The following is a 22391-nucleotide window of genomic DNA, read 5'->3' as shown; positions in this document are numbered from 1 at the left end:
GGCTCGTGGGCGACCTGTCGACGCCGGCCCGCCTCCATGGGGGCTGGAGGCGCGGGCAGCAGCTGCTACCCCGTGATGAAGGCGGGCTTCACCCGCTCGTGGCCCGCAGGCCGGTGTCGGGCAGGACCTCGGGGGCCGCGCACAACGCCGGGATGCGGAGCTTGTCGAGCCGGGTGGAGCCGACCTTCAACGTGACCCTCGCGCGGGGACGTCCGTGGGTCACGAACTTCCTCGACGTCTGGGACTTGACCGAGATCCGGTGGACCTTCGTGCCCACGCGGAGCGTGTAGACGACCTTCTCACCGCTGCGGTTGGCCAGCCGGGCGCGCACCGTGCCCTGGCAGCTCGCCTTGACCGAGCCCACGGCCTTGCCGAACGCCTGCTCCGGCAGCACCTCGGGCGGCGGGACCACGACCGGCGGGGGCGGGGTCGCCGGGGTGCAGACCAGCACGGCAGCGCTCGCCGTCGGGTCCGTCCCGACGGGCTGGTCGACCGTCGCGGTGTTGGTCCAGCTGCGGCAGGCGCCCGGGGCGCCACCGGCCAGGGTGAGCGCGTACGTGTAGCTCCTCACCAGTCCGGCCTCCCAGGTCAGCGCCGGGTCGAGGACGACGCGCTGGCCGGTGACCGTCTTGTCGTCGACGACCTGGACCGTCTTGTTGGTCTCCGACCGGACACCGAAGGTGATCGGCTGCGTCGTCGCGGTGACCGACGTCGAGGTCGCCGGACCCGGCGGGTCCCACGTCGCGGTCACGCTGAGCGTGCCCGAGGCCGCCGGCCGCGAGGCGAAGGTGCAGGCCACCGGCAGGGTGGTCGTGCTGTCCTCGGCGACGGCGACGTCCGAGCCGCCGGTCACGGTGCAGACCGCACCGCCACCGAGGTCGGTCGAGGCCGTGACGTCGGCGACGACGTCACCCGCGGCGTACTGGTTGGGGTTGGTGATCGCCACCTCGCCCTGCAGCCGCCACCCGGACTCGGTCCTCGCGCCGGCCCGGGCCGTCACCGTGTAGGTGAACGTCGCGTTGCCGTTGGCGTCGGCCGTGCGCTGGGTGGCGTCGGCGACCTTGCTGATCGACCAGGCGTGGTCGACCGCGAGGTCGGCCCTGCCCGTGGGCGCGAGCTCCAGCGGCTTCTCCACGCACACCTCCACCGTCTCGGTGTCGGAGTCGGCGTCCTTCGAGTCCGTGGCGACGACCTTCGCGGTGTTGTCGTACGTCGTGCACTCGCCCGGCACCCCGTCGAAGGCCTTGGTGTAGGTGAACGTCCTCGGACCGTCGACCGCCTTGACCACCACGCCGTCCGGCGCGGTGCCGTCGAGGTCGACCTGCGTGTCGGTCACCGTCGCGGTCGCGTCGGTCACCGTCGGCTTCGCGTCGGCGAAGTCGAACCCGGCCGTGCCCGAGGCCGTGCCGCTCGTGCCGTAGTAGGCGGCCTTGTCCCACGACACGGTCGCGGTGTTCGTGCCCGTCGTGGCGGCCGTCGCGTTCGGCAGGACGCACGAGTAGTCGTACGTCGACGTGCCCTTCGGCACCGACACCGCACCCGCCGGCTTGTCGATCGTGCAGGTCCCACCCGGCAGCGAGTCGGCCAGCTGCACCCCGGAGATCGTCGTCTGGTTGGGGTTCGTGACCGAGATCTTGCCCGTCACCACGAACTGCCCGTCACCACTGACCGACGGCGTCACCACCACGTCGTAGTCGAACGACGCCGGCGTGCCCTCCTCGACCGTCTGCGACGAGGCGCCCTTCACCGACTTCTCGATCGTCCAGTCGTAGTCCCGAGCGAAGGCCGGCTTCGCCGTCTTCGTGACCACCAGGTCGTCGAGGTCGACGCACACCTCCACCGTCTCGGTGTCGGTGTCGGAGTCCTTCGAGTCCGTCGCCACCACCTTCGCGGTGTTGTCGTACGTCGTGCACTTCCCCGGCACCCCGTCGAAGGACTTCGTGTAGGTGAACGTCCGCGGCCCGTCGACCGCCTTGACCACCACGCCGTCCGGCGCGGTGCCGTCGAGGTCGACCTGCGTGTCGGTGACCGTCGCGGTCGCGTCGGTCACCGTCGGCTTCGCGTCCGCGAAGTCGAAGCCGGCCGTGCCCGAGGCCGTGCCGCTGGTGCCGTAGTAGGCGGCCTTGTCCCACGACACGGTCGCGGTGTTGGTGCCCGTCGTGGCCGCGGTAGCGTTCGGCAGGACGCACGAGTAGTCGTACGTCGACGTGCCCTTCGGCACCGACACCGCACCCGCCGGCTTGTCGATCGTGCAGGTCCCACCCGGCAGCGAGTCGGCCAGCTGCACCCCGGAGATCGTCGTCTGGTTGGGGTTCGTGACCGAGATCTTGCCCGTCACCACGAACTGCCCGTCACCACTGACCGACGGCGTCACCACCACGACGTAGTCGAACGACGCCGGCGTGCCCTCCTCGACCGTCTGCGACGAGGCGCCCTTCACCGACTTCTCGATCGTCCAGTCGTAGTCCCGAGCGAAGGCCGGCTTCGCGGTCTTCGTGACGACGAGGTCGTCGAGGTCGACGCACACCTCCACCGTCTGTCCGGAGGTGTCGAAGTCGTCGGTGTCGCTCTCGTCGACCCGCGCCACGTTGTCGTAGTCGCGGCAGGCGCCCGGGGTCCCGCCCACGGCGGGGCTGGAGTAGGTGGCCACGACGACGCGGTGGTCCGGCGCGTTCCAGACGTCGGTCCACGCGTACGCCGGCAGGCCGATCTGCACCGGGGCGCCGCCGCCGAACGAGTCGGTCACCGTGGCGTGCTCGTCGATCCTGGGCTGCACCGTGATGGCGTACGCCGCCTGGGCCTGCGCGGTGCCCGGGTGCGCGTCCTTCTGCGGGTAGGTCCCCTGGTCCCAGCTGACGGTCGCGGTCGTCGTACCGCCGACGAGCGCGCCCGCGCCCGGGTCGCACGCGTAGTCGTAGGACGTGGTGCCGGCGGCGACGTCGACCTGGACCCCCGTGGTGCCCGGGTCGACGTCGACGGCGGCGTTGCTCGGCAGGAAGTGGCACGCGAGGTCGCCCGCGATGCCGATCGTGGCGCGCATGCTCGGGTGCGTGGCTGCCGGGTTCGGGTTGGTGACGGTGACCTTGCCGTGGACCTCCTTGCCCGTGGGCGGTCCCTCGGGCAGGGCCTCGAGCTCGACCTGGTAGCCGAAGGTGGTGGTCGTGCCCTCCTCGATCGTCTTCGACGCGTCGCCGACGACGGTCTTGTGGACGCGCCAGTCGTAGGCGACGCCGTAGGACCCGGACGCCTGGTTGGCCACGGCGAGGGGCTTGAAGAACAGCTTGTTGGTGAACTCCACGGTGGCGACGCTCGTCCCGGAGCTCCCGACGACCACCCCGGTGTGGACGGTCGTGTCGGGCGCGTAGCCGGCCGGGGTGGCGATCTCCTCGACCGTGTAGGTGCCGGGCTTGGCCGGGTCGATGGTCACGATGCCGTCGGCGACGGTGTCGATCCCGGGGGCCGCGCCGTCCTTGACGACGAGCTCGGCGGCCGCTCCACCCGTGGAGCCGGGGATCGCGTTGGGAGTGATGCGGAAGGTCGCGCCGGGGACGAGACGCTGGAACTGGTCGCGCTTCTCGATGACGAGCTTGCCGCAGGTGGGCGGCACGGAGATGCCGATGCCGCCGACGAAGTCGAGCAGCGACGAGCTCTCGGAGTCACCCGCGAACGAGCGGACGTTCATCACGCCGTAGGCGCCGCGGCAGTCGGCGACGTTGTCGAAGGAGCTGAGGTTGACCGCGCCCTCGGCGAAGAGCTTGCCCTCGCCGGTCGCGCCGTCGAAGCCGGCACCGGTGGTCGCGGTCGGGCAGTACGCCGACGGCGTCGCGTAGCCGGGGACGGGGAAGCAGCCCGTGGCGAAGGTGCCGCTCGCCGACTGGGTCCACTTGTAGGCGTCGGTGAGCGCGAAGGCGCCGTTGCCGTCCTGCTCGAACCGCAGGAGGAGGTCGTTGACGCTGCGGTCGGGGCGGAACTGCACCGAGTCGCCGACCTCCTTGGGGAGGTTGGCCTTCTGGTTGAACTCCACCATGAACGTCATCGTGCCGCTCTCCGCGATGCGCCTGAAGCCGAGGAACGCCCACGTCGAGGACCCGGTGACGAAGTGCGAGTAGACGTCGGAGATGTCGCCCTGGTTGGTCGACGTGCCGGTGCCCTCCTTCCAGTCGCTCGGGTTCTGGAACTCCTTCGAGCCACCGGTGAAGTTGCTGTCGTCGGCCGTCTTCACGGGGTCCTGCGTCGGCGCCGGGATGCCCGGGCTCGTCCAGTCGATCCCGCCGCCGTCCACGGAGGTGTTGCCGTCGACCTCGAAGCCGGCGGTGACACCCGCCCCCGCGGACGTCGTGGTCGCGGCCTGCACCGCGACGGTCGGGACGAGGAGGAGGAGGGCGACCAGCCTCCGCAGTCGTCCGAGGCTGCCCTGTCGCTCGGCGGCGTGGGCCCCCCTGGCCCGCCGTCCCCGGTGTGTGTTCGTCGTTCGTGCGCGTTGCATTGCCGCCCCCTGGCGCGAGTAGTCCCCACTGAAGCTCTTCGGTGACCGACGCCCCCCAGCGCTGCCGACCGTGGTGGCCGCGCAGCCCCAAGTGGCACGGCCCGTGTGTCAGGGCAGAAGACTGGCGTCAGGGGAGCACGACGGGAATCCACCGCGAGGAGGCACCGGACTACCTGCGGAGGCGCTTGACCCGATGTTGGTAAAGCGGTCGGGATAGGGGCCCGTCCGGACCAGACCACGTACCCACTTCAGGACAGGTCCGGGGACGACGAACCGGCGCCGACGGGACCCGGGGGGTACCCGCCGACGCCGGCTCGGTGTCGTACGTCGTGCGGCGTCAGCCGCGGCCGTGCGGGGTCTGCCAGCCGGACTCGTCGGGGCCGACCGGGACGATCTGCGTCGGGTTGATGTCGGTGTGGACGACGTAGTAGTGCTTCTTGATCTGGTCGAAGTCCACCTCGTCGGCGAAGCCCGGGGTCTGGAAGAGGTCGCGCGCGTAGCCCCAGAGGTTCGGCATCTCGGTGAGCTTGTTGCGGTTGCACTTGAAGTGCCCGTGGTAAACCGCGTCGAAGCGCACCAGCGTGGTGAAGAGCCGGACGTCGGCCTCGGTGATCGCGTCGCCCATCAGGTAGCGGCGGTCCGCGAGCCGGTCCTCGAGCCAGTCGAGCGTCGTGAACAGCCGGTCGTACGCGTCCTCGTAGGCCTCCTGCGAGCCGGCGAAGCCGCAGCGGTAGACGCCGTTGTTGACCTCGGTGAAGACGCGCTTCATCACCGACTCCATCTCCTCGCGGACGTCGGCCGGCCACAGGTCCGGGGCGTCGGGGCGCTGGTGCGCGCGCCACTCGAAGGAGAGGTCGTGGGTGATCTGCGGGAAGTCGTTGGTCACGACCTTGCCCGAGGCGACCTCGACGATCGCCGGCACCGTGATGCCGCGCGGGTAGTCGGGCTGGCGGGCGAAGTAGGCCTCCTGCAGCCGCTCGATGCCGAGCACCGGGTCGCGACCGCCCTCGTCGAGGTCGAAGGTCCAGCTGCGGGCGTCGTGCGTCGGGCCGGGCGCGCCCCACGAGATGACGTCCTCGAGGCCGAGGAGCGTGCGGACGATGATGGAGCGGTGCGCCCACGGGCAGGCACGGGCGGCGACCAGGCGGTAGCGGCCCGGCTCGGCCCTCCACACCGGCACGTCGCGCGGGCTGTCCTTCGACCCGCTCGGGAACCGGTCGTCCAGCGGGTCCGCGGACCGCTCGCCCGCCAGGACCCGGTCGGGGATGTAGGACATGTCGCGCTCGAAGGGCTTGCCCTTGGTCGTGTACGTCGCCGTGTCGTTCACACTTCAACCATACCCGCGTGGGCACGAGGACATACCTTCGTGACGTGAGCGCCACCTTCGCGACCAGCGACCCCCACGGCCACCTGTCCGAGCTGACCGGCGCGCTGCAGGAGGCCGGCCTCGTGGACGAGGACTCCCACTGGTGCGGCGGCGGCGCGCGGCTGTGGGTCCTCGGCGACCTCCTCGACCGGGGCCCGGACGGGCTCGGCGTGATCGCGCTCGTACGCCGCCTCGTCGACGAGGCCGCGGCAGCCGGCGGCTCGGTCGAGCCGCTGCTGGGCAACCACGAGGTCATCGCGCTGGGCACCCGGCTGTTCGGCGACTCCGAGGTGGTGCACCGCGGGGTGGTGCGGACCTTCGCGTCGATCTGGGCCCGCAACGGCGGGCTCACCTCCGACCAGGACGGCCTCGACGAGGAGCTCTTCGCCTGGCTGGCGGGGCTGCCGGCGGTCGGTCGCGACGGCGACCACCTCCTCATGCACTCCGACACCCTCGCCTACCTCGAGTGGGGCGACACCGTCGACGACGTCAACCGCGCCGTGCGCGAGGTCCTCGCCGGGGACGACCCGGTGGCGTGGTTCGACCTGCTGCTCGCCCTCGGCCGGCGCCACGACTACGCCGGGTCGTCCGGTCCCGCGGCCGCACGGACGCTCCTCGACGCCCTCGGAGGAGAGCGCATCGTCCACGGCCACAGCATCATCGGCGACCTGTTCGGCGAACCCGTCGACTCCTACTCCGAGCCGCGCCTCTACGCCGATGGCCTCGCGCTCGACGTCGACGGCGGGATCTACGAGGGCGGTCCGTGCCTGGTCGCCCGCCTGTCCGAGTAGGCCGCGCGGGTGGGTGGCGTACATCGGCCGTCCACGTGCAGGGGTTGTCAGGCTCTCCCTGAGCTTGTCGGCCCGAAGCGGGCAGCCACCTCGACGACGCGGTCGAAGGCCTCGGTCTCGCCGATGCTCACGCGCACGCCGTCGCCGGCGAACGGGCGCACCGAGATCCCCACCTCGCCGCAGGCGGCGGCGAAGTCGAGCGCGCGGTCGCCGAGCGGGAACCACACGAAGTTGCCCTGCGCGTCGGGCAGTTCCCAGCCGACCTCGCGCAGCCGCGCGACCAGGTCGGCGCGGCGGGTGACGAGGTCCTCGACCCGGACGAACAGCTCGGCCTGCGCCTCGAGGGAGGCGATGGCCGCGGCCTGGGCGACGTGGCTGACGCCGAACGGCAGCGAGACGGCGCGCAGGGCGGCCGCGAGCGGGGCGGGAGCGACGGCGTACCCGACACGGAAGCCGGCGAGGCCGTAGGCCTTGGAGAAGGTGCGCGTCAGCACGACGTTGTCGTGGCGCCGGTAGGTGGCGATCCCGTCGATGGCGTCGTCCATCCGCACGAACTCGAGGTAGGCCTCGTCGACGACGACCACCACGTGCGGGGGCACCTTCGCGATGAACGCGTCGAGCTCGGCCTGCGTGACGGCCGGGCCGGTCGGGTTGTTGGGCGTGCAGACGATGACCACCTTGGTGCGGTCGGTGACCGCCGCGGCCATCGCGTCGAGGTCGTGGCGCCCGTCCGCCGTGACCGGGACCTGCACGCTGCGCGCGCCGCCCGCGGTGACCGCGATCGGGTAGGCCTCGAAGGAGCGCCAGGCGTAGACGACCTCGTCGCCCGGCTCGCAGAAGGCGTTGACGAGCTGGTAGATCAGCGCCACCGACCCCGTCGCGGCGGCGAGGTCCTCGACCGGGACGCCCATCGCCTCGGCGAGGGCGGCGTAGAGCGCGGCGCTGCCCATGTCGGGGTAGCGGTTCATCTCCGCCGCGGCCTCGCGCGCGGCCTCGAGCACGCCCGGCAGCGGCGGGTAGGGGTTCTCGTTGGACGAGAGCTTGTACGACGTCAGCCCGGGTCGGGCGACGGGCGGCTTGCCGGCGACGTACGCAGGGATGGCGAGCACGTTGGGCCGGGGCTGGGGAGAGCTCATGCCCGCACCCTAGTGAGCGACCAGCTGCTCCGGCTTCCGCCGGCCCCGCCAGGGCCGCACGACCGGGAGCAGGACCACGCCGATCACGAAGCCGAGGCCGGCACCGAGGATGTTGTCGACCATGTCGGTGACGTCGCAGGCACGGTCGATGCGCGCGAGCTGGAGCTGCGTGAGCTCGATCGCGAGGCTGTACGCCGCCAGCCCGAGGAGGCCGAGGGGCGCCAGCACGAGGCCCGACCACCAGCGTCCGACCGCCAGGACGAGGAACATGCCCGCCGGCACGAAGAGCAGCACGTTGAGGGTCCGCTGGTCGAAGCCGAGCACCTCGAACGCCGCGCCCGACGGGCCGCCGTAGTCCCAGGAGCACGCCTCGCTGCGGCTCTCGGCCGGCACGATCCCGACGTCCGACCGGGTGGGCACGAGGGTGACGAGCGCGATCGCGACGAGCGACCACAGGAGCCCGGCGACCGAGACCGCGGACGCCGTGCCGAGCCGGGGACGCAGGGCCGTGACGAGGAGCGCGGCGACGCCGGCAGCCACGAGGCCGCCGAGCACCATCACGCCCGTCCCGCCGATCGACACCATCCGGGGAGGGTAGTCGCCGCCCCGGAACGACTTCGTCGCGCCCGGCTAGGGTCACGGCATGAGGTTCCTGATGTGGCTGCTGACCTACGCCGCCGGCCTGTCGGTCGCGGCCTGGCTGCTGGACGGCATCTGGTTCGAGGGGGCGAAGAACGGGCAGGCGGAGCTGCAGGACAAGATCGTGCCGCTTCTGGTCGTCGCGCTGATCCTGGGCCTGGTGTCGACCTTCGTCGAGCCGGTGATCAAGCTGATCTCGTTGCCGTTCATCATCCTCACGCTGGGCTTCCTGCTGCTGGTGATCAACGCGCTGATGCTGCTGCTGACCGCCCGGCTGGCGGACGCCTTCGACCTCGGCTTCCACGTCGACGGCTTCTGGAACGCGCTCCTGGGCTCGATCATCGTCACGATCGTCGGCTGGGGCGTCCGCGTCGCCATCCCCTACCGCGGCTGATGCCGGCCGTCCCCGCACAGCACACCGCGGGTCCCTACCGGATCGCGCTCGTCTGCCTGGGCAACATCTGCCGCTCGCCCACGGCCCACGTCGTCCTGGAGAGCCGCCTCGCCGACGCCGGCCTCGCCGGCCGCGTGGAGGTCGCCTCCGCCGGCACCGGCGGCTGGCACCTCGGCAATCCGATGGACCCGCGTGCCGCGGCCACGCTGACCGCCGCCGGCTACGACGCCAGCCGGCACCGCGCCCAGCAGTACGACGCGAGCTGGCCCGAGGCGTACGACCTGGTGCTCGTGATGGACGAGGCCAACCTGGCCGACGTCGGCGGGCGACAGCCGCGCGTCGGCATGTTCCGCGACTTCGATCCGGTGGATCCGGGCGGCGCGGTCCCGGACCCGTACTACGGTGGGGACGACGGCTTCGAGGAGGTGCTGGCGATGGTCGAGCGCACGAGCGACGCGCTCGTGGTGGCCCTGACGGCCTCGCTGGGGGCCGACGTGGGCGACCGCACGAGCGACCGGACGGGCGGGGGCCGGGCCTGATGGCTCGCCAGCCACTGGTCGCCAAGCGTGCCGAGGAGCTCCTCGGCACGGCCGTCGTGGCGACCTCGCCCGTGGCCGGCGGTGACATCGCCACGGCCACCCGGCTGCGGCTCTCGAGCGGGCAGACCGCGCTGATGAAGACGTTGCCCCACGCACCCGACGGCTTCTTCGAGGCGGAGGCCGCCGGCCTGCGCTGGCTCGCCGAGGTCGACGGTGGCGTCCCCGTGCCCGAGGTGCTCGCCGCCGCCAGCGACTGCGTCGTCCTGGCCTGGGTCGAGCAGAGCCCGAAGACGCCGGTCGAGGCCGCCGTCACGTTCGGCCACCAGCTCGCCACCACCCACGCCGCCGGCGCGGACGGGTGGGGGCTCGACCACGACGGCTTCATCGGGCGGCTGCCGCTGCCCAACAAGCCCGCCGACTCGTGGCCGGAGTTCTACGCCGTGCGCCGCGTCCTGCCCTACCTCAAGCTGGCCCGCGACCGCGGTGCGATCTCCGAGTCCGACGCGGCGGCGGTCGAGGCGGTGGTCGGCAAGCTGACCGGCCTGCTCCCCGACGAGGCGCCCGCCCGGCTCCACGGCGACCTCTGGAACGGCAACTGCCTCTGGGGCCAGGACCTCGCCATCCACGTCATCGACCCGGCCGCCCACGGCGGACACCGCGAGCTCGACCTGGCGATGCTCCACCTGTTCGGCCTCACGCACCTGCCGCGGGTGATGGCGGCGTACGACGAGGCGCAGCCGCTCGCCGAGGGCTGGGAGGACCGGCTCGGCGTCCACCAGCTCTTCCCGCTCCTGGTGCACGCGTGCATGTTCGGCGGCGGCTACGGCGACCGCGCGGGGACCGTCGCGGCGCGCTACGCCTGAGCCGGGCTCAGCGCGGCAGCACCCGCAGGTCCACCAGCAGCGCGACCGGGAGCGGTCCCCGGCCGCGACCGAGCAGCACCTCGTAGCCGCCCGGCCCGTCGCCGGGATCGAAGAGCACGGCGGCCACCCGGCCGTCGACGTGCACCGGCACGAGCCCGTCGGTGCTCGTCGTCGGAGCCAGGTCGGGCGCGACGTCGGCCACCCGCGACAGGTCGTTGCGCACGACGAAGGCGCCACAGCCCTGGTCGACCTGGACGCGGGTGCCCGGCATCGGGAAGTCGATCCACGACGTCACCGCCGACGGGTCCCCGACGACCGCCGCCGCACCCTGCAGGACGTCGCCCCGCGGCGTCGTACGCCGGAGGACGGCGAGCTCGACCGGCAGCAGGTCGCCCTTGAGGTCGAGCTCGAGCGGCTGCCCGAGCCACTCCAGGGACACCGGGTCGCAGACCGCGATCCCACCGCCGGAGGCCTCGAGCGGACCGGCGGTCAGCCGCTCCACCTGGAGGTCCTGGCCGTCCGCGGTGCGCACGACCCGGCCGTAGGGCAGGAGCTCGGCCGTGGACATCCCGGCGCGCAGCCGGGGCGGCCTGGGGGCGTCCTCCGCCTCCTCCTCCGGGCTCAGCGGGCTGGGTGTCGTGCCCCAGCCCGACGGCAGCCCGGCGGCCTCCTTGGAGTGCCGCATGACCTCCCTCAGGAAGGCGAGGTTGTCGTCGTCGGTCATGGCGTCGTTCCTACCACGGGACGTTGAGGCTGCTGATCGCTCCGGCCGGCCCGCCGTACTTGGAAGAACAGGGACATCTCGCGCGAGACGCCGCTGGCCCCCGGGTTGGCCCTCGGCTCGGCCAGCCGACGGGGTCCACCCACTGCTCGGTACCGCCTGCGGTGTTGCGGTCTTCAGACAGGCCTCCGCCCCGGTCGCCCGACCAGGCCGTCGAGGGGTCAGTAGTAGTGGGCTCCCTCTGCCCACGCCGCGCCGTAGAGGCGCCCGCGCGGGGACCGTCGCCGCGCGCTACGCCTGAGCCGGGGGGCGCGACCTCACCCGAAGTCGCCTCGCAGGCCCTTGCTCCGGATGTCGAGGAGCGCCTCGAGGTCGACGTAGTCGTCATGCACGTCGAGGAGCCACGCGAGGAGGGCGAGCTCCTCGGCCAGCGGCAGGTGCACCCCGTCCTCCGCCTGACCGACGACGACGTTGAGGTGCGCGCCCACGGGCTCGGTGCCCTCGCCCCGGTCGAGCATCTCGACGACGCTCTTGACGTACTCGTCGATCCGCCCGAGGCGCAGCGGCCCGACCGGCACCCCGCGGTCGACCAGCCACCGGAGCGCGCGTCCCGACATCACCCACGGCCGCTCACCGGCCTCACCGGCCGCGAGGGGGTCGAGCAGGCCGCGGCGCCGGGCGGACCACCCCGCCGACGTGCGCGAGAGCGCCTCGGCGGACTGGACGAGCTGGTCGAGGGACAACGGCGGGTCCACGACGGCGTCGTCTGGCCCCTCGAAGGGCAGGAGGTCGGAGACGGGCACCTCGCACAGCCGGGCGGCGGCCGCGCCGACCCGCTCGTCCCGCAGGCTCAGCCGCAGCTCCCGTCGGTCGAGGACCTCGGCGAGGAAGGCGGCCGGCAACGGACCGCCGAGCACCTCACCGAGCCAGTCGAAAAGACCCACCTCGACATCGAGGTCCCACGTCTCCGGAACCCCGAAGCCGGCGGCCGTGCGCTCGGCCACCAGCGCCGCCAGGGCGTGGAGGTCGACGGGCCGATCAGCTCCGAGGGCCGCCCGCACGTCGGGTCGGGCCAGCACGGCGACGTACGTCGACCGCAGCTCGCCCTGGAGGCCGACGGCCGGGACCGCGGCCTCCGCGGAGCCCAGCAGCGCCGCCATGAGGTCGTCGGCATCCCCATCCCCCCAGTGCGTGGCAGGTGCGGTTGCGAGCACCATGCTCCGTCCCGAGAACACCGCATCCGGACCGGGCTCGGGGCGGTCACGGGCACCGACGCGGGTCAGCCCCGCCAGCGCGAGCCGGAGCAGCGAGTCACACCCGATCCGCACCCCGAGGTCCCGGCCGAGCTCCTGCGCCTCGGCGACGAACTGGTCCTCGCCGCCGCGCGTGTCCCGGATCGACCGTAGTCGCGCGTCGAGCTCGGCCGCCGTGCTGATGGTCACCACGCCGCGATCATCTCAGCGTTCCTGCCCGGTAGGCGTTGCCCGCCCGCATCGCCGCCTCCATCTCCAGCCTCTTCTCCTGGCGCTTGATGGACTCCCTGACGCACTTCTCGACGATCTCGAGGGGTTCCTTGAGCGCCGTCGACCCGGTGACCGGCCCGTACATGATGGCGGGCGCGGCATGGTGGCTGGATGAGCCCGCACCGCTGAGGCCCAGCGAATGCTCAGGATCACCTCAGGAGGCGATGGCATCCTTTCCCTGTGAATGACTCCAGGCCCCGCGTCCTGGTCGTCGACGACGACCGAGCCGTGCGCGACTCCCTGCGCCGGTCGCTGGAGTTCAACGGCTACGAGGTCGTCCTGGCCGCCGACGGCGCCGAGGGACTCGTGGCGGTGGGCGCGCAGCACCCCGACGTCGTCGTGGTCGACGTGATGATGCCGCGGCTCGACGGGATCGAGACGACGCGCGCGCTGCGGGCGGCGGGCAACGACGTACCCATCCTGGTCCTGACCGCGCGCGACGCGGTGGGCGACCGGGTCGAGGGGCTCGACGCCGGGGCCGACGACTACCTCACCAAGCCCTTCGCGCTCGAGGAGCTTCTGGCTCGGCTGCGCGCGCTGCTGCGTCGCGTCGTGCCGGACGGCGACGCCGAGAGCGAGGTGCTGACCTTCTCCGACCTCACCATGGACGTCGCGAGCCGCGACGTGTCCCGCGGCGGCCGGCCGATCGAGCTGACCCGCACCGAGTTCACCCTGCTGGAGATGTTCCTGCGCCGCCCGCGCCGGGTGCTCGACCGCTCGTTCATCCTCGAGGAGGTCTGGGGCTACGACTTCCCGACCAGCGCCAACTCGCTCGAGGTCTACGTCGGCTACCTGCGTCGCAAGACCGAGGCCGAGGGCGAGCCGCGGCTGATCCAGACCGTGCGCGGCGTCGGATACGTCCTGAAGGAAGCATGAGGACCCCGTGAGCACCGCCGCCGCCTGGCCGGACGGGCGCTGGCACTACCGCAGGTCGCTCGCGTCGCGCGTCGCCGTCCTCACCACGGTGGCAGTGGGCCTCTCGATCGCCGTCATGGCCTTCACCGCGTTCGTGGTGATGCGCCAGCAGATGATGAGCTCGCTCGACCAGTCGCTGCTCAACCGGGCACACAAGGCCACCGCCTTCACCACCCTGTCGGAGGTCACCGCCCGGGGCGCCCCCGCCTGGATGCTCGGGGCGGCCGACGTGCGCATCATCTTCATCACCGCCCAGGGACGCACCATCACCGGTGACGACGTCCCCGACTTCACGCTCGGCCGTCCGGAGTACGAGGTGGCGACCGGCCAGCGGGAGTCCGCGGTCCGCACCCTCGTCACGCGAGAGGGCGAACGGTTCCGGGTCGCCACCGTGCACGCCGGCAGCGGCGAGGCGCTGATCCTCGCCCAACCACTGGCCCCCAACGACCGGACCCTCGAGAAGCTCGGCGGGGTGCTGTTCGTCTTCGGCGCGCTCGGGGTGCTGGCCGCACTGCTCGCCGGCTGGCTGGTGGCCCGCAACGGGCTGAGGCCACTGCGGCGGCTCACCTCCGCGGTCGAGCACATCGCGATGACCGAGGACCTCAGGCCGCTGCGCGTGGAGGGCGACGACGAGGTCGCGCGGCTCGCCACGGCGTTCAACCAGATGCTGCTCGCCCTGGGGGCCTCCCGCGACCGCCAGCGCCGCCTCGTCGCCGACGCCAGCCACGAGCTGCGCACGCCGCTCACCTCGCTCCGCACCAACCTCGACCTGCTCCGCCAGGCCGAGGGCAACTCCGCGCTCCCGGCGGCGGCCCGGCTCGAGCTGCTCGACGACGTCCGCGGCCAGATCGAGGAGCTCAGCGCGCTCGTCGGCGACCTGGTCGAGCTCGCCCGCGACGAGCCCACGAGCCGCGTGGTCGCCGAGGTGGACCTCGCCGACGTCGTCGAGCGAGCCGTGACGCGCGTACGCCGTCGCGCCCAGGGCATCTCCTTCGACGTCGCCCTCGACCCGTGGCGGGTCGTCGGCGACGCCAACAGCCTCGAGCGGGCGGTCACCAACCTGCTCGACAACGCGGCCAAGTGGAGCCCGTCCGAGGGCACCGTCACCGTCCGGTTGGCCGACGGCGTGCTCACGGTCGACGACCAGGGCACCGGCGTGGCCGAGGCCGACCGGCCGCACGTGTTCGAGCGCTTCTACCGCGCCGAGGAGTCCCGTGCCATGCCCGGCTCGGGCCTCGGCCTGGCCATCGTGCGCCAGGTCATCGACCGCCACGGCGGCCAGATCCAGGTCACCGACGCCCCTGGTGGTGGAGCGCGCTTCGCGCTCTGGCTGCCGGGTGTCGCTGCCGCCCTGGAGTCACCGGATATCCGGTGACCGCCCTGCTTAGAGGTAGAGATCTGTACCGCTAAGCACGGAACTCGGGTGCGAAGTCTCAGTCGAAGACACGCAGCAGCCGCTCGGCCTTCCACTCCGACTCGGCCCACTCCTCGGCGACGTCGGACTTCACGGTGATGCCGCCGCCGGTCCCGAGGGTCCACGTGCCGCTCCCGTCGGTCGTCAGCGAGCGGATCACGACGCCGAGGTCGGCCGGACCGTCGCCGCTGATCCAGCCGAACGCGCCGGCGTACACCCCACGCGGGGTCGCCTCGACCTCCTCGATGATCTCCATGGTGCGCAGCTTGGGCGCGCCCGTCATGGACCCGGCGGGGAAGAGCGCCCGCAGCGCGGCGACCGTCGAGACATCGTCGCGCAGCCGCCCGCGGACCGTCGAGACGAGCTGGTGGACCGACTCGTAGGACTCGACCTGCATCAGCTCGGGCACCTCGACCGACCCGACCTCGCAGACCATCGACAGGTCGTTGCGCAGCAGGTCGACGATCATCAGGTTCTCCGCGCGGGTCTTCGGGTCGCGCGCCAGCCGCTCGCGGTGGTGCTTGTCCTCCTCCGGCGTCGCACCGCGCGGGGTCGTGCCCTTGATCGGCTTCGTCTCCAAGTGGCGGTCGGCGGTGACGAGGGCGTACCTCTCCGGCGAGCTCGACAGCAGCCACGCGCGCGCACCGTCGACGTCGTGCTGGAGGAAGCCGCTGTACGGCGCCGGGTTGAGCTCGCGCAGCCGGAGGTACGCCGTCACCGGGTCGAGGTCGGAGGTGCGGGTCAGCCGGTGGGTCAGGTTGACCTCGTAGGAGTTGCCTGCGTGCAGGTGCTCCTGGACGCGCGCGAAGGCGGCGGCGTACGGACCTGGAGGGAGATCCTGACTCCTGGAGACCTGTACAACCCCCTCTAAGAGTCGGTCTCCCCGCTCGAGCGGGGACTCCGACAACGAGCCCACCTCGTGCTCGAACACCCGCACCGCGTGCGGGCGCATCCAGACCGCGTCGGGGAGGGCCGGGTCGGCGGCGGCGGGGAGGTCGGTGCGCGAGGCGTAGCCGAGGTAGCCGAACCACTGCTCCCCCGCCGCGAGCCGTTGCTCGAGCACGGCGAAGACGTCGTCGCCGACGACCGTCGACGCTCCGCCGGCGTGCAGCGTGACCTCGCGGCGGGCGGCGGACCACGACAGCGACGGGTCGTCCTCCTCGAGCCAGCCGATGATCGAGCGCCGGCCCGACCACTCGTGCGCCCCGCCCCCGTCGAGCCAGAAGCAGCGCGGGTGCTCCGCAGCGACGGAACGGAAGAACGCGACGGGGTCGCTCACGAGAGGAAGTTCCTGACGAGGTCCTCGCCGTGCGAGGACAGGACCGACTCCGGGTGGAACTGCACGCCCTCGAGCGGCAGCGTGGCGTGGCGCACGCCCATCACCACGCCGTCCTCGCTCCACGCCGTGGCCACGAGGGAGGACGGCAGCGAGACGGCGCCGAGCGAGTGGTAGCGGACGGCGTCGAACCCCTGCGGCACCCCGGCGAAGACGCCGGCGCCGTCGTGCTCGATCGTCGCGACCTCGCCGTGCGCCGGGGGCAGCCGCCGCACCGTGCCGCCGTACGTCGTCACCAGTCCTTGCATGCCCAGGCAGACGCCGAGCACGGGGCGGGTGCCGGCCCGCAGCACCTCGGGGCCGACGGCGAAGTCGGCAGGCGACGACGGGTGGCCGGGGCCGGGCGACAGGACGACGTGCGAGTGGCGCAGCACGTCGTCGGGCTCGACCTCGTCGTGCTGGACCACGCGCGGGAGCACGCCGGTCACCCGGGCCAACAGGTGCACCAGGTTCCACGTGTAGGAGTCGTGGTGGTCGACCACGATCACGTCCGGGTGCACGCAGCGACAGTAGTGCCAGCCGCCCCTACTGGCGTACGACGCGGCACGCCTCCGAGACCGGCTGGTCGCCCACCTCCTGGCAGCCGTCGAAGGCGGTGAGCTTCGCCATCAGCGCCGCGACCTCAGGGGCGTGCTTCCTGCTCGCGACGGTGTTGCGCTTCTCGAAGCCGTGGCGCTTGTAGCTGTAGTACTCGTAGCCCCACGTGACCTTGCCCGGGCGAGGGTCCAGGTCGAACCTGGCGAGGAGCGCCGTGCGGGACCGCACCGCGGTGTAAGACGGGATCCGGTCGAGCTCGGAGCCGCTGAACGCCGCGTCCGGGTCGTTGCCGGTCAGCGTCTGCTGCGTGTGCTCGAGGAAGGCGTGGGACTGCCGGACCACCGTGGGGTCCGCCAGGGTCGGGACGAGCGAGAGCCCGCTGCGGTAGGGCGCGGGTGCGAGCCCCGCCAGCTCCTCGAAGGTCGGGGCGAGGTCGATGTTGCTGGTGACCTCCCGGCGCGCGCCCGGCACGACACCCGGGCCGGTGACGAGCAGCGGGACGCGGACGTCGGTGTCGTACGGCGTCCCCTTGCCGCGGCCCAGGCCGTTCTGGCCGAGGTGGAAGCCGTTGTCGGAGGTGAGGACGACGTAGGTGTTCGGGCCCACTGCGTCGAGGATGCGCTTCACGAGCCGGTCGGCCGACTGCGCCATCCGTGCGCGGTCGCGGAGGTCGCGCACGGCGGCCGCGGCAGGCAGGGTGCGGGTGGTGTTCCACGCCCGGGCCCGCTTGCCGTTGGCCAACCGCGGGCGGTTGTCCTGACGTGGGTCGGCGAAGCCGGGCAGGTCGTCCACGGTCAGCTTGCCGCAGGCGACGCGGCCGCAGCTGCGCTTGCCGGTGCGGTCGCGGAACATCGGCGGGAAGAGCGGATCGCCGGCGTAGTGGCCCTGCGGGTTCGTGCGGTTGTGCGGCGCGTAGAGCGCAACCTCGAGGAAGTACGGCGCGCCCGCGACCTCGTTGGTGGTGATCAGGTCCATCGCCAGGTCACCGATCACCGCGCCGGCGTACGCCTTGTCCTTGGTCGCGTTGCTCGCGCTCGCCGGGGGCGCCGGGTGCTGCACGAGGCGCAGCCGGTCGTCGACGACCGAGGTGCTGGCGAAGTCCCAGCCGTCGTAGGCGGAGCCGAAGACCGTGTGGAACGTCGTCCACCCCGGCACGACCGGCGGCAGCGCCCGGCCGGGCGACCACTCGTACTCGTTGAGGAACTTGCCGACGAAGCCGGTGCGGTAGCCGGCCTCCTGCAGGCGCACGTTGAACGCGCGCTCGGGGTTGCCGTGGACGTCGTAGGCAGGCCAACCGCCGAGCTTCGACCTGCCCTTGTTCGACGTGTTGGTGCGGACGCCGGTCTGGTGCGGGTACTGGCCCGTGAAGAAGCTGGAGCGCGACACGCAGCACAGCGAGTCGGTGACGAACGAGTGCGGATAGCTCGCGCCGGCCTTCCGCATCCTCTGCACCGAGCGCATGGTCTGGACGAGGTCCATCGAGAAGTCGTCGAGCATCACCACGACGATGTTGGGCTGCGTCGCGCGTGCCGCGGCCGGCGCCAGCTCGGCCGCCGCCGTCGCGTCGCTCGTCACGCGCTGCGGCGCCGCGCCCTCGGACGGGCGCGCGCCGTCGCTCGGCCCCACGGTCGTGCCGCATGCCATCAGCGCGAGCAGGCACACGCCTGCCCACGCTCCCTTGAAGTACCCCACTGCTCCCCCGTCGTGTCCCGAGCCGGCTACAAGGGTGACGTCGTCCGTCCCCGAATCGTTGCCTGCCACGCCGAATTAATGTCTACACGTTCGCTCGACTTTAGCGGACGGGTCAGGCGAGGAGGTCGCGCACCGCCGCGTGGAGCAGGTCGTAGCCGTTCTCGGTGAGGATCGACTCGGCGTGGAACTGGATGCCGCGGTAGTGCGGCCCGACGATCGCGTGGATGTCGCCGGTCGTCACGTCGGCCTCGACGCGTACGCCGTCCGGCAGCTCAGCGCCCTCGGGGACCCGGCCGACGAAGGTGTTGTAGAAGCCCACCCGCTCGGTGCGGCCGTCGAGGCGGACCGGGGACTGGGTGCCTTGGAAGACCACGTCCTTGTAGCCGAGGTCGAGGCCGAGGCGCTGGCAGAGCGTCTGGTGGCCCAGGCACACGGCGAGGAACGGCTGCCGCGAGGCGAGCAGGTCGTCGACCGCGCGCCGGAACGCCGCGATCTTGGGGTGGTCGCCCTCGCGCGGGTCACCCGGCCCGGGACCGACGATGACGAGGTCGGCGCCGTCGAAGGCACCGGTGGCGTAGTCCTCGTGCCGGACCACGCGCGCGCTCATCCCGAAGACCCCGAGCACGTGGACGAGCATGTTCACGAAGTCGTCCTCGCCGTGCAGGATCACTACCGACTTCCCCGCCAACCCCGGGTCGGCCGGCTCGCCGGCCTGGTCGGTCAGCCAGAAGCGGGAGAGCCGCTGGTTGCGGGTGCCGAGGGCCAGTACGACGTCCTCGTCCCGCGCCAGCTCGGCGATGTCGGTGCCGTCGGAGGTCGCCGCGGGCGCCAGCCCGAAGGCGCTGAGGATGCCGCCGGCCTTGGCGCGCGTCTCGGCCACCTCGTAGGCCGCGTCGGAGTCGCGCACCAGCGTCGCGCCCGCCGTCACCTTGAGCTCGCCGGCCGGCGAGACGTCGGCGGTACGGATGAGGATCGGGCTGTCCATCGTCGGGGTGCCGTCGGGCGAGCGGCCGAAGAGGGCGAGGGCGGCGCCGTAGTAGCCACGGCCCTCGGGCTCGTAGTCGGCGATCAGCCGGCAGGCGTTCTCGACGGGCGCGCCCGTCACCGTCGCGGCGTACATCGTGTCGCGCAGGATCTCGCGGTGGTCGCGGTCGGAGCGGCCGGCGAGGAGGTACTCCGTGTGGATCAGGTGCGTCATCGGCTTGAGGAACGGCCCGAGCACCTGGCCACCCTCGTGGCAGATGTCGCACATCATCTTGAGCTCCTCGTCGACCACCATGAAGAGCTCGAAGACCTCCTTCTCGTCGGCGAGGAAGTCAAGCAGCCGCTCCTTGAGCTGGTCGCCGTGACCGGCGACCCGGAACGTCCCGGAGATGGGGTTCATCCGCACGTCGCCCTTGCGCACCGAGACGTGCCGCTCGGGGCTGGCGCCGATGAGGAAGCGCTCGCCGGTGAAGAAGCAGAAGGTCCAGTAGGCGCCGCGCTCGCGCTCCATCAGCCGCCGCAGCACCGTGAGCGCCTTCGCGGCGTCCCACTCGGCGACGACGGCGCGGTAGTGGCGGCCGATGACGAGGTTGGCCCCCTCGCCCTGCCCGATCTCGTCGCGGATGATCGCCTCGACGACCTCGCCGTAGTCCTCGTCGCTGGTCGCGAAGCCCCCGCGGTCGGCGAACTCGACCGGCACGTCGGGCAGCGCGTCGAGCAGGTCGTCGACCGCCACCTCGTGCTCGGCCTCGATGTCGACGACCGTCAGCGGGGTGTCGTCGTCGATCGCGGCGAACCCGCGCTCGCGCACCTGCCGGAACGGCACGGCGACCAGCCGGTCCGCGCTCCGCCCCGGCTCCGGGGCACCGCTCTCGAGCGGGATGTCGAGCAGGCTCGCCACCTCGTGCGGCGCGCCGCCGATCAGCCCGGCCGTGGGTGAGGCCTTGCGCCGGATGACCGCCCACGCGCCGTACCCCTGGATCTGCTCCAAGAGGTCTCGGACGGCGGGGGTCTCGGTCATGGTCGGAACCCTACGGCGAGCGCACCGAGTCGCAGGGAGACGTCTCAGTCCAGCTGCGTCGCGATCCATTCCTGGAGGCCGGCGACACCATCCCGCAGGCTGACCTGCGGCTTCCAGTCGAGCTTGCGAATCGTGGCTTCCACGTCGCAGGAGGCGTGACGCACATCGCCGTCGCGGTACTGCCCAGTGACGTGTGGTTCGGGCGCGCCGTGGTAGCGCGCGATCTCGCGGGCGAGGTCTCCGATGGTCGTGCGCACACCGCTGCCGATGTCGACGGTGCGCACGTGGTCGGCAGGCTTGTGCGCGATGGTTGCCACCATGGCGCTGACGACGTCGTCGATGTGGACGAAGTCCCGGGTGATCTCGCCGTCCTCGTAGAGCGGGATCGACTGGCCCTCGCGGGCAAGGCGCGAGAAGAGGGACACGATTCCGGTGTAGGGATTGGACAGTGACTGGCGTGGCCCGTAGACGTTCTGGAGGCGCAACACAGACAGGCGAGTGTCGTGCGAGCCGGTCCAGGCCGAGAGGATCTGCTCCTGGGCCAGCTTGGTGGCGCCGTAGACGTTGATCGGGTTGGGCTGCGTCCCGTCGACCGTGTTGGGAACGTGGGCAGCCCCGTCGCCGTGATCCCACCTCCCTGCCTCGAGCTGGGCGTGGGTGCGCAGTCCCGGCTGGAAGGTCGACCCGTCGAGGTTGCGCCACACGCCCTCGCCGTAGACCGCGCGGGAGCTGGTCAGCACGATGTGGCTCGGCACGTGGCCGGCGCGGGTGAGGGTGTCCAGAAGCTGCGTGGTGCCGACCACGTTGACCATGCCGTGGCGCGTGCTCTCCGAGAGCGACTGCGCCGTACCGGTCTCGGCAGCGAGGTGCACGATTGTGTCGGGCCGCAGGTCAGCGACGACTGCGTCGAGGTGATTCGCGACGGTGACGTCGCCGACGCGGAGGTCGACGGCGTCCGGGAGGTCCGCCGGGGGCTGGGAGGCCGGGTGAACCTGCGGATGCAGGTTGTCGAGCGCGACCCACTGCTCGGCGGACTCGGCGAGCGCGAGCGCCAGCGTGGTGCCGATGAAGCCAGCGCCACCAGTGACGAGGACGCGACCTCCTGCCTGCTGTGAGGACATGGGAAGACCCTATGACCCGCGCGCCGTCGCCGCGCGGACACCAGCGGTTCCGCCTGTTCCCGGGGAGGTCCCACCCGGTCCCACCCGCGTCGGCGGCGGGTCAGCCCCGGACACATGTGCGACACTCCGTCGCCATGGAGGAAACGGGGGCGCCCCGGCCGGGGCCAGGGCGGGGGTCACGGCCCACAGCCGAGCAGCTGGTCGACGCCTATTACCGACGCAACTACGAGGCCGTGCACGGAGCTGGGTGCCTCGGTGGCGCGGCGTCCGTCATGCACCAGAGGCTGGAGCGCGGTCGAACCGATCGTTCTTTCCCAATGACCGTCGAGGTGGGGGCTGGACGGTTCGAGCACTTCCCGTTCGTCCTTCATCCCCGACACCACTACGTGGCCACCGATATCCGGGTGCCGAGGGACAATGTCATCTACCGCTCACTCGTCGCCGGCACTGGTCCAGCCGGCCTCGAGTTCCGGCAGTCCGACGCCATGGCCCTCGACTTCGACGACCATTCGGTGGACCGGGTGGTTGCGACGTGCCTCTTGATTCACCTGCCCGACCCGTACGGCGCGGCGCAGGAGTGGCAGCGTGTGTGCCGACCCGACGGAGTGATCGACATGCTCGTACCGTGTGACCCGGGCGTCGTCTCTCGCGGGTTTCGACGCGTCGTCTCACAGCGCGTCGCGCGCAGCCAGGGCGTGCCGCCCGAGGAGTACGCGTTGGTGAACGCCATCGAGCATCTCAGCCCTTTCAACCGTGTCCTCAAGCTGACCCGCGCGGCTGTTGAGCCCGGTCGGCGGCTGGAGGTGGACTACTTCCCGTTTACGAAGGTTCCCTCGTGGAACCTGAATGCCTTCGCGATCCTGCGAATCGAGCCCGCATGAGGGGCGGTCCTGGTCAGCCGCACTGCTGTGAG

Annotated in this window: 19 protein-coding genes; 7 read left to right on the top strand and 12 right to left on the bottom strand. The window is 72.0% G+C overall.

The window, feature by feature from the left end:
- Positions 1 to 88 precede the first annotated feature (88 nt).
- Positions 89 to 4486: a prealbumin-like fold domain-containing protein gene (locus NYO98_RS19135; protein ID WP_268113397.1), complete on the bottom strand. Its 4398-nt coding sequence runs from the start codon at positions 4484 to 4486 to the stop codon at positions 89 to 91.
- A 337-nt stretch (positions 4487 to 4823) separates the two neighbouring features.
- Positions 4824 to 5813 (bottom strand): glutathione S-transferase family protein, encoded by a 990-nt coding sequence (locus NYO98_RS19130; protein ID WP_268113396.1) that lies wholly within the window; start codon positions 5811 to 5813, stop codon positions 4824 to 4826.
- 44 nt (positions 5814 to 5857) lie between these two features.
- On the opposite strand from NYO98_RS19130, the gene NYO98_RS19125 reads away from it, so the two are divergent.
- Positions 5858 to 6643, top strand: a complete 786-nt coding sequence (locus NYO98_RS19125) for a metallophosphoesterase (protein WP_268113395.1) — start codon at positions 5858 to 5860, stop codon at positions 6641 to 6643.
- 47 nt (positions 6644 to 6690) lie between these two features.
- On the opposite strand, the gene hisC is transcribed toward NYO98_RS19125, so the two are convergent.
- A complete protein-coding gene (gene hisC, locus NYO98_RS19120) occupies positions 6691 to 7779 on the bottom strand; it encodes a histidinol-phosphate transaminase (RefSeq protein ID WP_268113393.1) in 1089 nt (362 codons plus the stop codon).
- A 9-nt stretch (positions 7780 to 7788) separates the two neighbouring features.
- Positions 7789 to 8364, bottom strand: coding sequence for a VanZ family protein (locus tag NYO98_RS19115; RefSeq protein WP_268113391.1), 576 nt, complete (start codon positions 8362 to 8364; stop codon positions 7789 to 7791).
- A gap of 58 nt (positions 8365 to 8422) precedes the next feature.
- On the opposite strand from NYO98_RS19115, the gene NYO98_RS19110 reads away from it, so the two are divergent.
- Genes NYO98_RS19110 through NYO98_RS19100 form a run of 3 tightly spaced genes read left to right on the top strand, consistent with a single transcriptional unit; the run spans position 8423 to position 10214 of the window.
- On the top strand, positions 8423 to 8812 hold the full coding sequence (locus NYO98_RS19110) for a phage holin family protein (protein ID WP_268113390.1): 390 nt from the start codon (positions 8423 to 8425) through the stop codon (positions 8810 to 8812).
- On the top strand, positions 8812 to 9351 hold the full coding sequence (locus NYO98_RS19105; protein WP_268113389.1) for a low molecular weight protein-tyrosine-phosphatase: 540 nt from the start codon (positions 8812 to 8814) through the stop codon (positions 9349 to 9351). The genes NYO98_RS19110 and NYO98_RS19105 overlap by 1 nt, the downstream gene beginning before the upstream one ends.
- Entirely contained in the window at positions 9351 to 10214 is an 864-nt protein-coding gene (locus NYO98_RS19100; protein WP_268113388.1) for a fructosamine kinase family protein, read from the top strand. The genes NYO98_RS19105 and NYO98_RS19100 overlap by 1 nt, the downstream gene beginning before the upstream one ends.
- Positions 10215 to 10221: 7 nt before the next feature.
- On the opposite strand, the gene NYO98_RS19095 is transcribed toward NYO98_RS19100, so the two are convergent.
- The 3 genes from NYO98_RS19095 to NYO98_RS19085 all read right to left on the bottom strand — a co-directional run bounded on the left by NYO98_RS19095 (position 10222) and on the right by NYO98_RS19085 (position 12543).
- Entirely contained in the window at positions 10222 to 10938 is a 717-nt protein-coding gene (locus NYO98_RS19095; protein ID WP_268113387.1) for a hypothetical protein, read from the bottom strand.
- A gap of 314 nt (positions 10939 to 11252) precedes the next feature.
- The gene (locus NYO98_RS19090; RefSeq protein ID WP_268113386.1) at positions 11253 to 12380 is read right to left on the bottom strand and encodes a hypothetical protein; all 1128 of its coding nucleotides are present in this window, start codon (positions 12378 to 12380) and stop codon (positions 11253 to 11255) included.
- A gap of 7 nt (positions 12381 to 12387) precedes the next feature.
- Positions 12388 to 12543, bottom strand: coding sequence for a hypothetical protein (locus NYO98_RS19085; protein ID WP_268113385.1), 156 nt, complete (start codon positions 12541 to 12543; stop codon positions 12388 to 12390).
- 95 nt (positions 12544 to 12638) lie between these two features.
- On the opposite strand from NYO98_RS19085, the gene NYO98_RS19080 reads away from it, so the two are divergent.
- Positions 12639 to 13334, top strand: coding sequence for a response regulator transcription factor (locus NYO98_RS19080; protein ID WP_268113384.1), 696 nt, complete (start codon positions 12639 to 12641; stop codon positions 13332 to 13334).
- A gap of 7 nt (positions 13335 to 13341) precedes the next feature.
- On the top strand, positions 13342 to 14748 hold the full coding sequence (locus NYO98_RS19075; protein WP_268113382.1) for a HAMP domain-containing sensor histidine kinase: 1407 nt from the start codon (positions 13342 to 13344) through the stop codon (positions 14746 to 14748).
- Positions 14749 to 14806: 58 nt separating this feature from the next.
- On the opposite strand, the gene pabB is transcribed toward NYO98_RS19075, so the two are convergent.
- The 5 genes from pabB to NYO98_RS19050 form a co-directional block, all read right to left on the bottom strand.
- Positions 14807 to 16066, bottom strand: coding sequence for an aminodeoxychorismate synthase component I (pabB, locus tag NYO98_RS19070; protein WP_268113381.1), 1260 nt, complete (start codon positions 16064 to 16066; stop codon positions 14807 to 14809).
- Positions 16063 to 16623, bottom strand: coding sequence for an anthranilate synthase component II (locus NYO98_RS19065; RefSeq protein ID WP_268113380.1), 561 nt, complete (start codon positions 16621 to 16623; stop codon positions 16063 to 16065). The genes pabB and NYO98_RS19065 overlap by 4 nt, the downstream gene beginning before the upstream one ends.
- 25 nt (positions 16624 to 16648) lie before the next feature.
- Positions 16649 to 18352 (bottom strand): sulfatase-like hydrolase/transferase, encoded by a 1704-nt coding sequence (locus NYO98_RS19060; protein ID WP_268113379.1) that lies wholly within the window; start codon positions 18350 to 18352, stop codon positions 16649 to 16651.
- Positions 18353 to 18464: 112 nt separating this feature from the next.
- Positions 18465 to 20357, bottom strand: coding sequence for an anthranilate synthase family protein (locus NYO98_RS19055; RefSeq protein ID WP_268113378.1), 1893 nt, complete (start codon positions 20355 to 20357; stop codon positions 18465 to 18467).
- Between the two features lie 44 nt (positions 20358 to 20401).
- The gene (locus NYO98_RS19050) at positions 20402 to 21478 is read right to left on the bottom strand and encodes an NAD-dependent epimerase/dehydratase family protein (RefSeq protein WP_268113377.1); all 1077 of its coding nucleotides are present in this window, start codon (positions 21476 to 21478) and stop codon (positions 20402 to 20404) included.
- 317 nt (positions 21479 to 21795) lie between these two features.
- Between NYO98_RS19050 and NYO98_RS19045 the strand changes: the two genes are divergently transcribed.
- Positions 21796 to 22359, top strand: coding sequence for a class I SAM-dependent methyltransferase (locus tag NYO98_RS19045; RefSeq protein WP_268113375.1), 564 nt, complete (start codon positions 21796 to 21798; stop codon positions 22357 to 22359).
- The last annotated feature ends 32 nt before the right edge of the window (positions 22360 to 22391 follow it).

The sequence above is a fragment of the Nocardioides pini genome (assembly GCF_026712185.1).
In the GTDB taxonomy this organism is placed as follows: domain Bacteria; phylum Actinomycetota; class Actinomycetes; order Propionibacteriales; family Nocardioidaceae; genus Nocardioides; species Nocardioides pini.
This window is presented reverse-complemented; position numbering and strand designations above follow the sequence as displayed.

Excerpts from the sequence above, each read along its gene's own strand:
- NYO98_RS19135 (WP_268113397.1), bottom strand. The coding sequence starts at position 4,486 with ATGCAACGCGCACGAACGACGAACACACACCGGGGACGGCGGGCCAGG.
- hisC (WP_268113393.1), bottom strand. The coding sequence starts at position 7,779 with ATGAGCTCTCCCCAGCCCCGGCCCAACGTGCTCGCCATCCCTGCGTAC.
- NYO98_RS19115 (WP_268113391.1), bottom strand. The coding sequence starts at position 8,364 with ATGGTGTCGATCGGCGGGACGGGCGTGATGGTGCTCGGCGGCCTCGTG.
- NYO98_RS19110 (WP_268113390.1), top strand. The coding sequence starts at position 8,423 with ATGAGGTTCCTGATGTGGCTGCTGACCTACGCCGCCGGCCTGTCGGTC.
- NYO98_RS19105 (WP_268113389.1), top strand. The coding sequence starts at position 8,812 with ATGCCGGCCGTCCCCGCACAGCACACCGCGGGTCCCTACCGGATCGCG.
- NYO98_RS19100 (WP_268113388.1), top strand. The coding sequence starts at position 9,351 with ATGGCTCGCCAGCCACTGGTCGCCAAGCGTGCCGAGGAGCTCCTCGGC.
- NYO98_RS19095 (WP_268113387.1), bottom strand. The coding sequence starts at position 10,938 with ATGACCGACGACGACAACCTCGCCTTCCTGAGGGAGGTCATGCGGCAC.
- NYO98_RS19085 (WP_268113385.1), bottom strand. The coding sequence starts at position 12,543 with ATGTACGGGCCGGTCACCGGGTCGACGGCGCTCAAGGAACCCCTCGAG.
- NYO98_RS19055 (WP_268113378.1), bottom strand. The coding sequence starts at position 20,357 with ATGACCGAGACCCCCGCCGTCCGAGACCTCTTGGAGCAGATCCAGGGG.
- NYO98_RS19050 (WP_268113377.1), bottom strand. The coding sequence starts at position 21,478 with ATGTCCTCACAGCAGGCAGGAGGTCGCGTCCTCGTCACTGGTGGCGCT.
- NYO98_RS19045 (WP_268113375.1), top strand. The coding sequence starts at position 21,796 with ATGACCGTCGAGGTGGGGGCTGGACGGTTCGAGCACTTCCCGTTCGTC.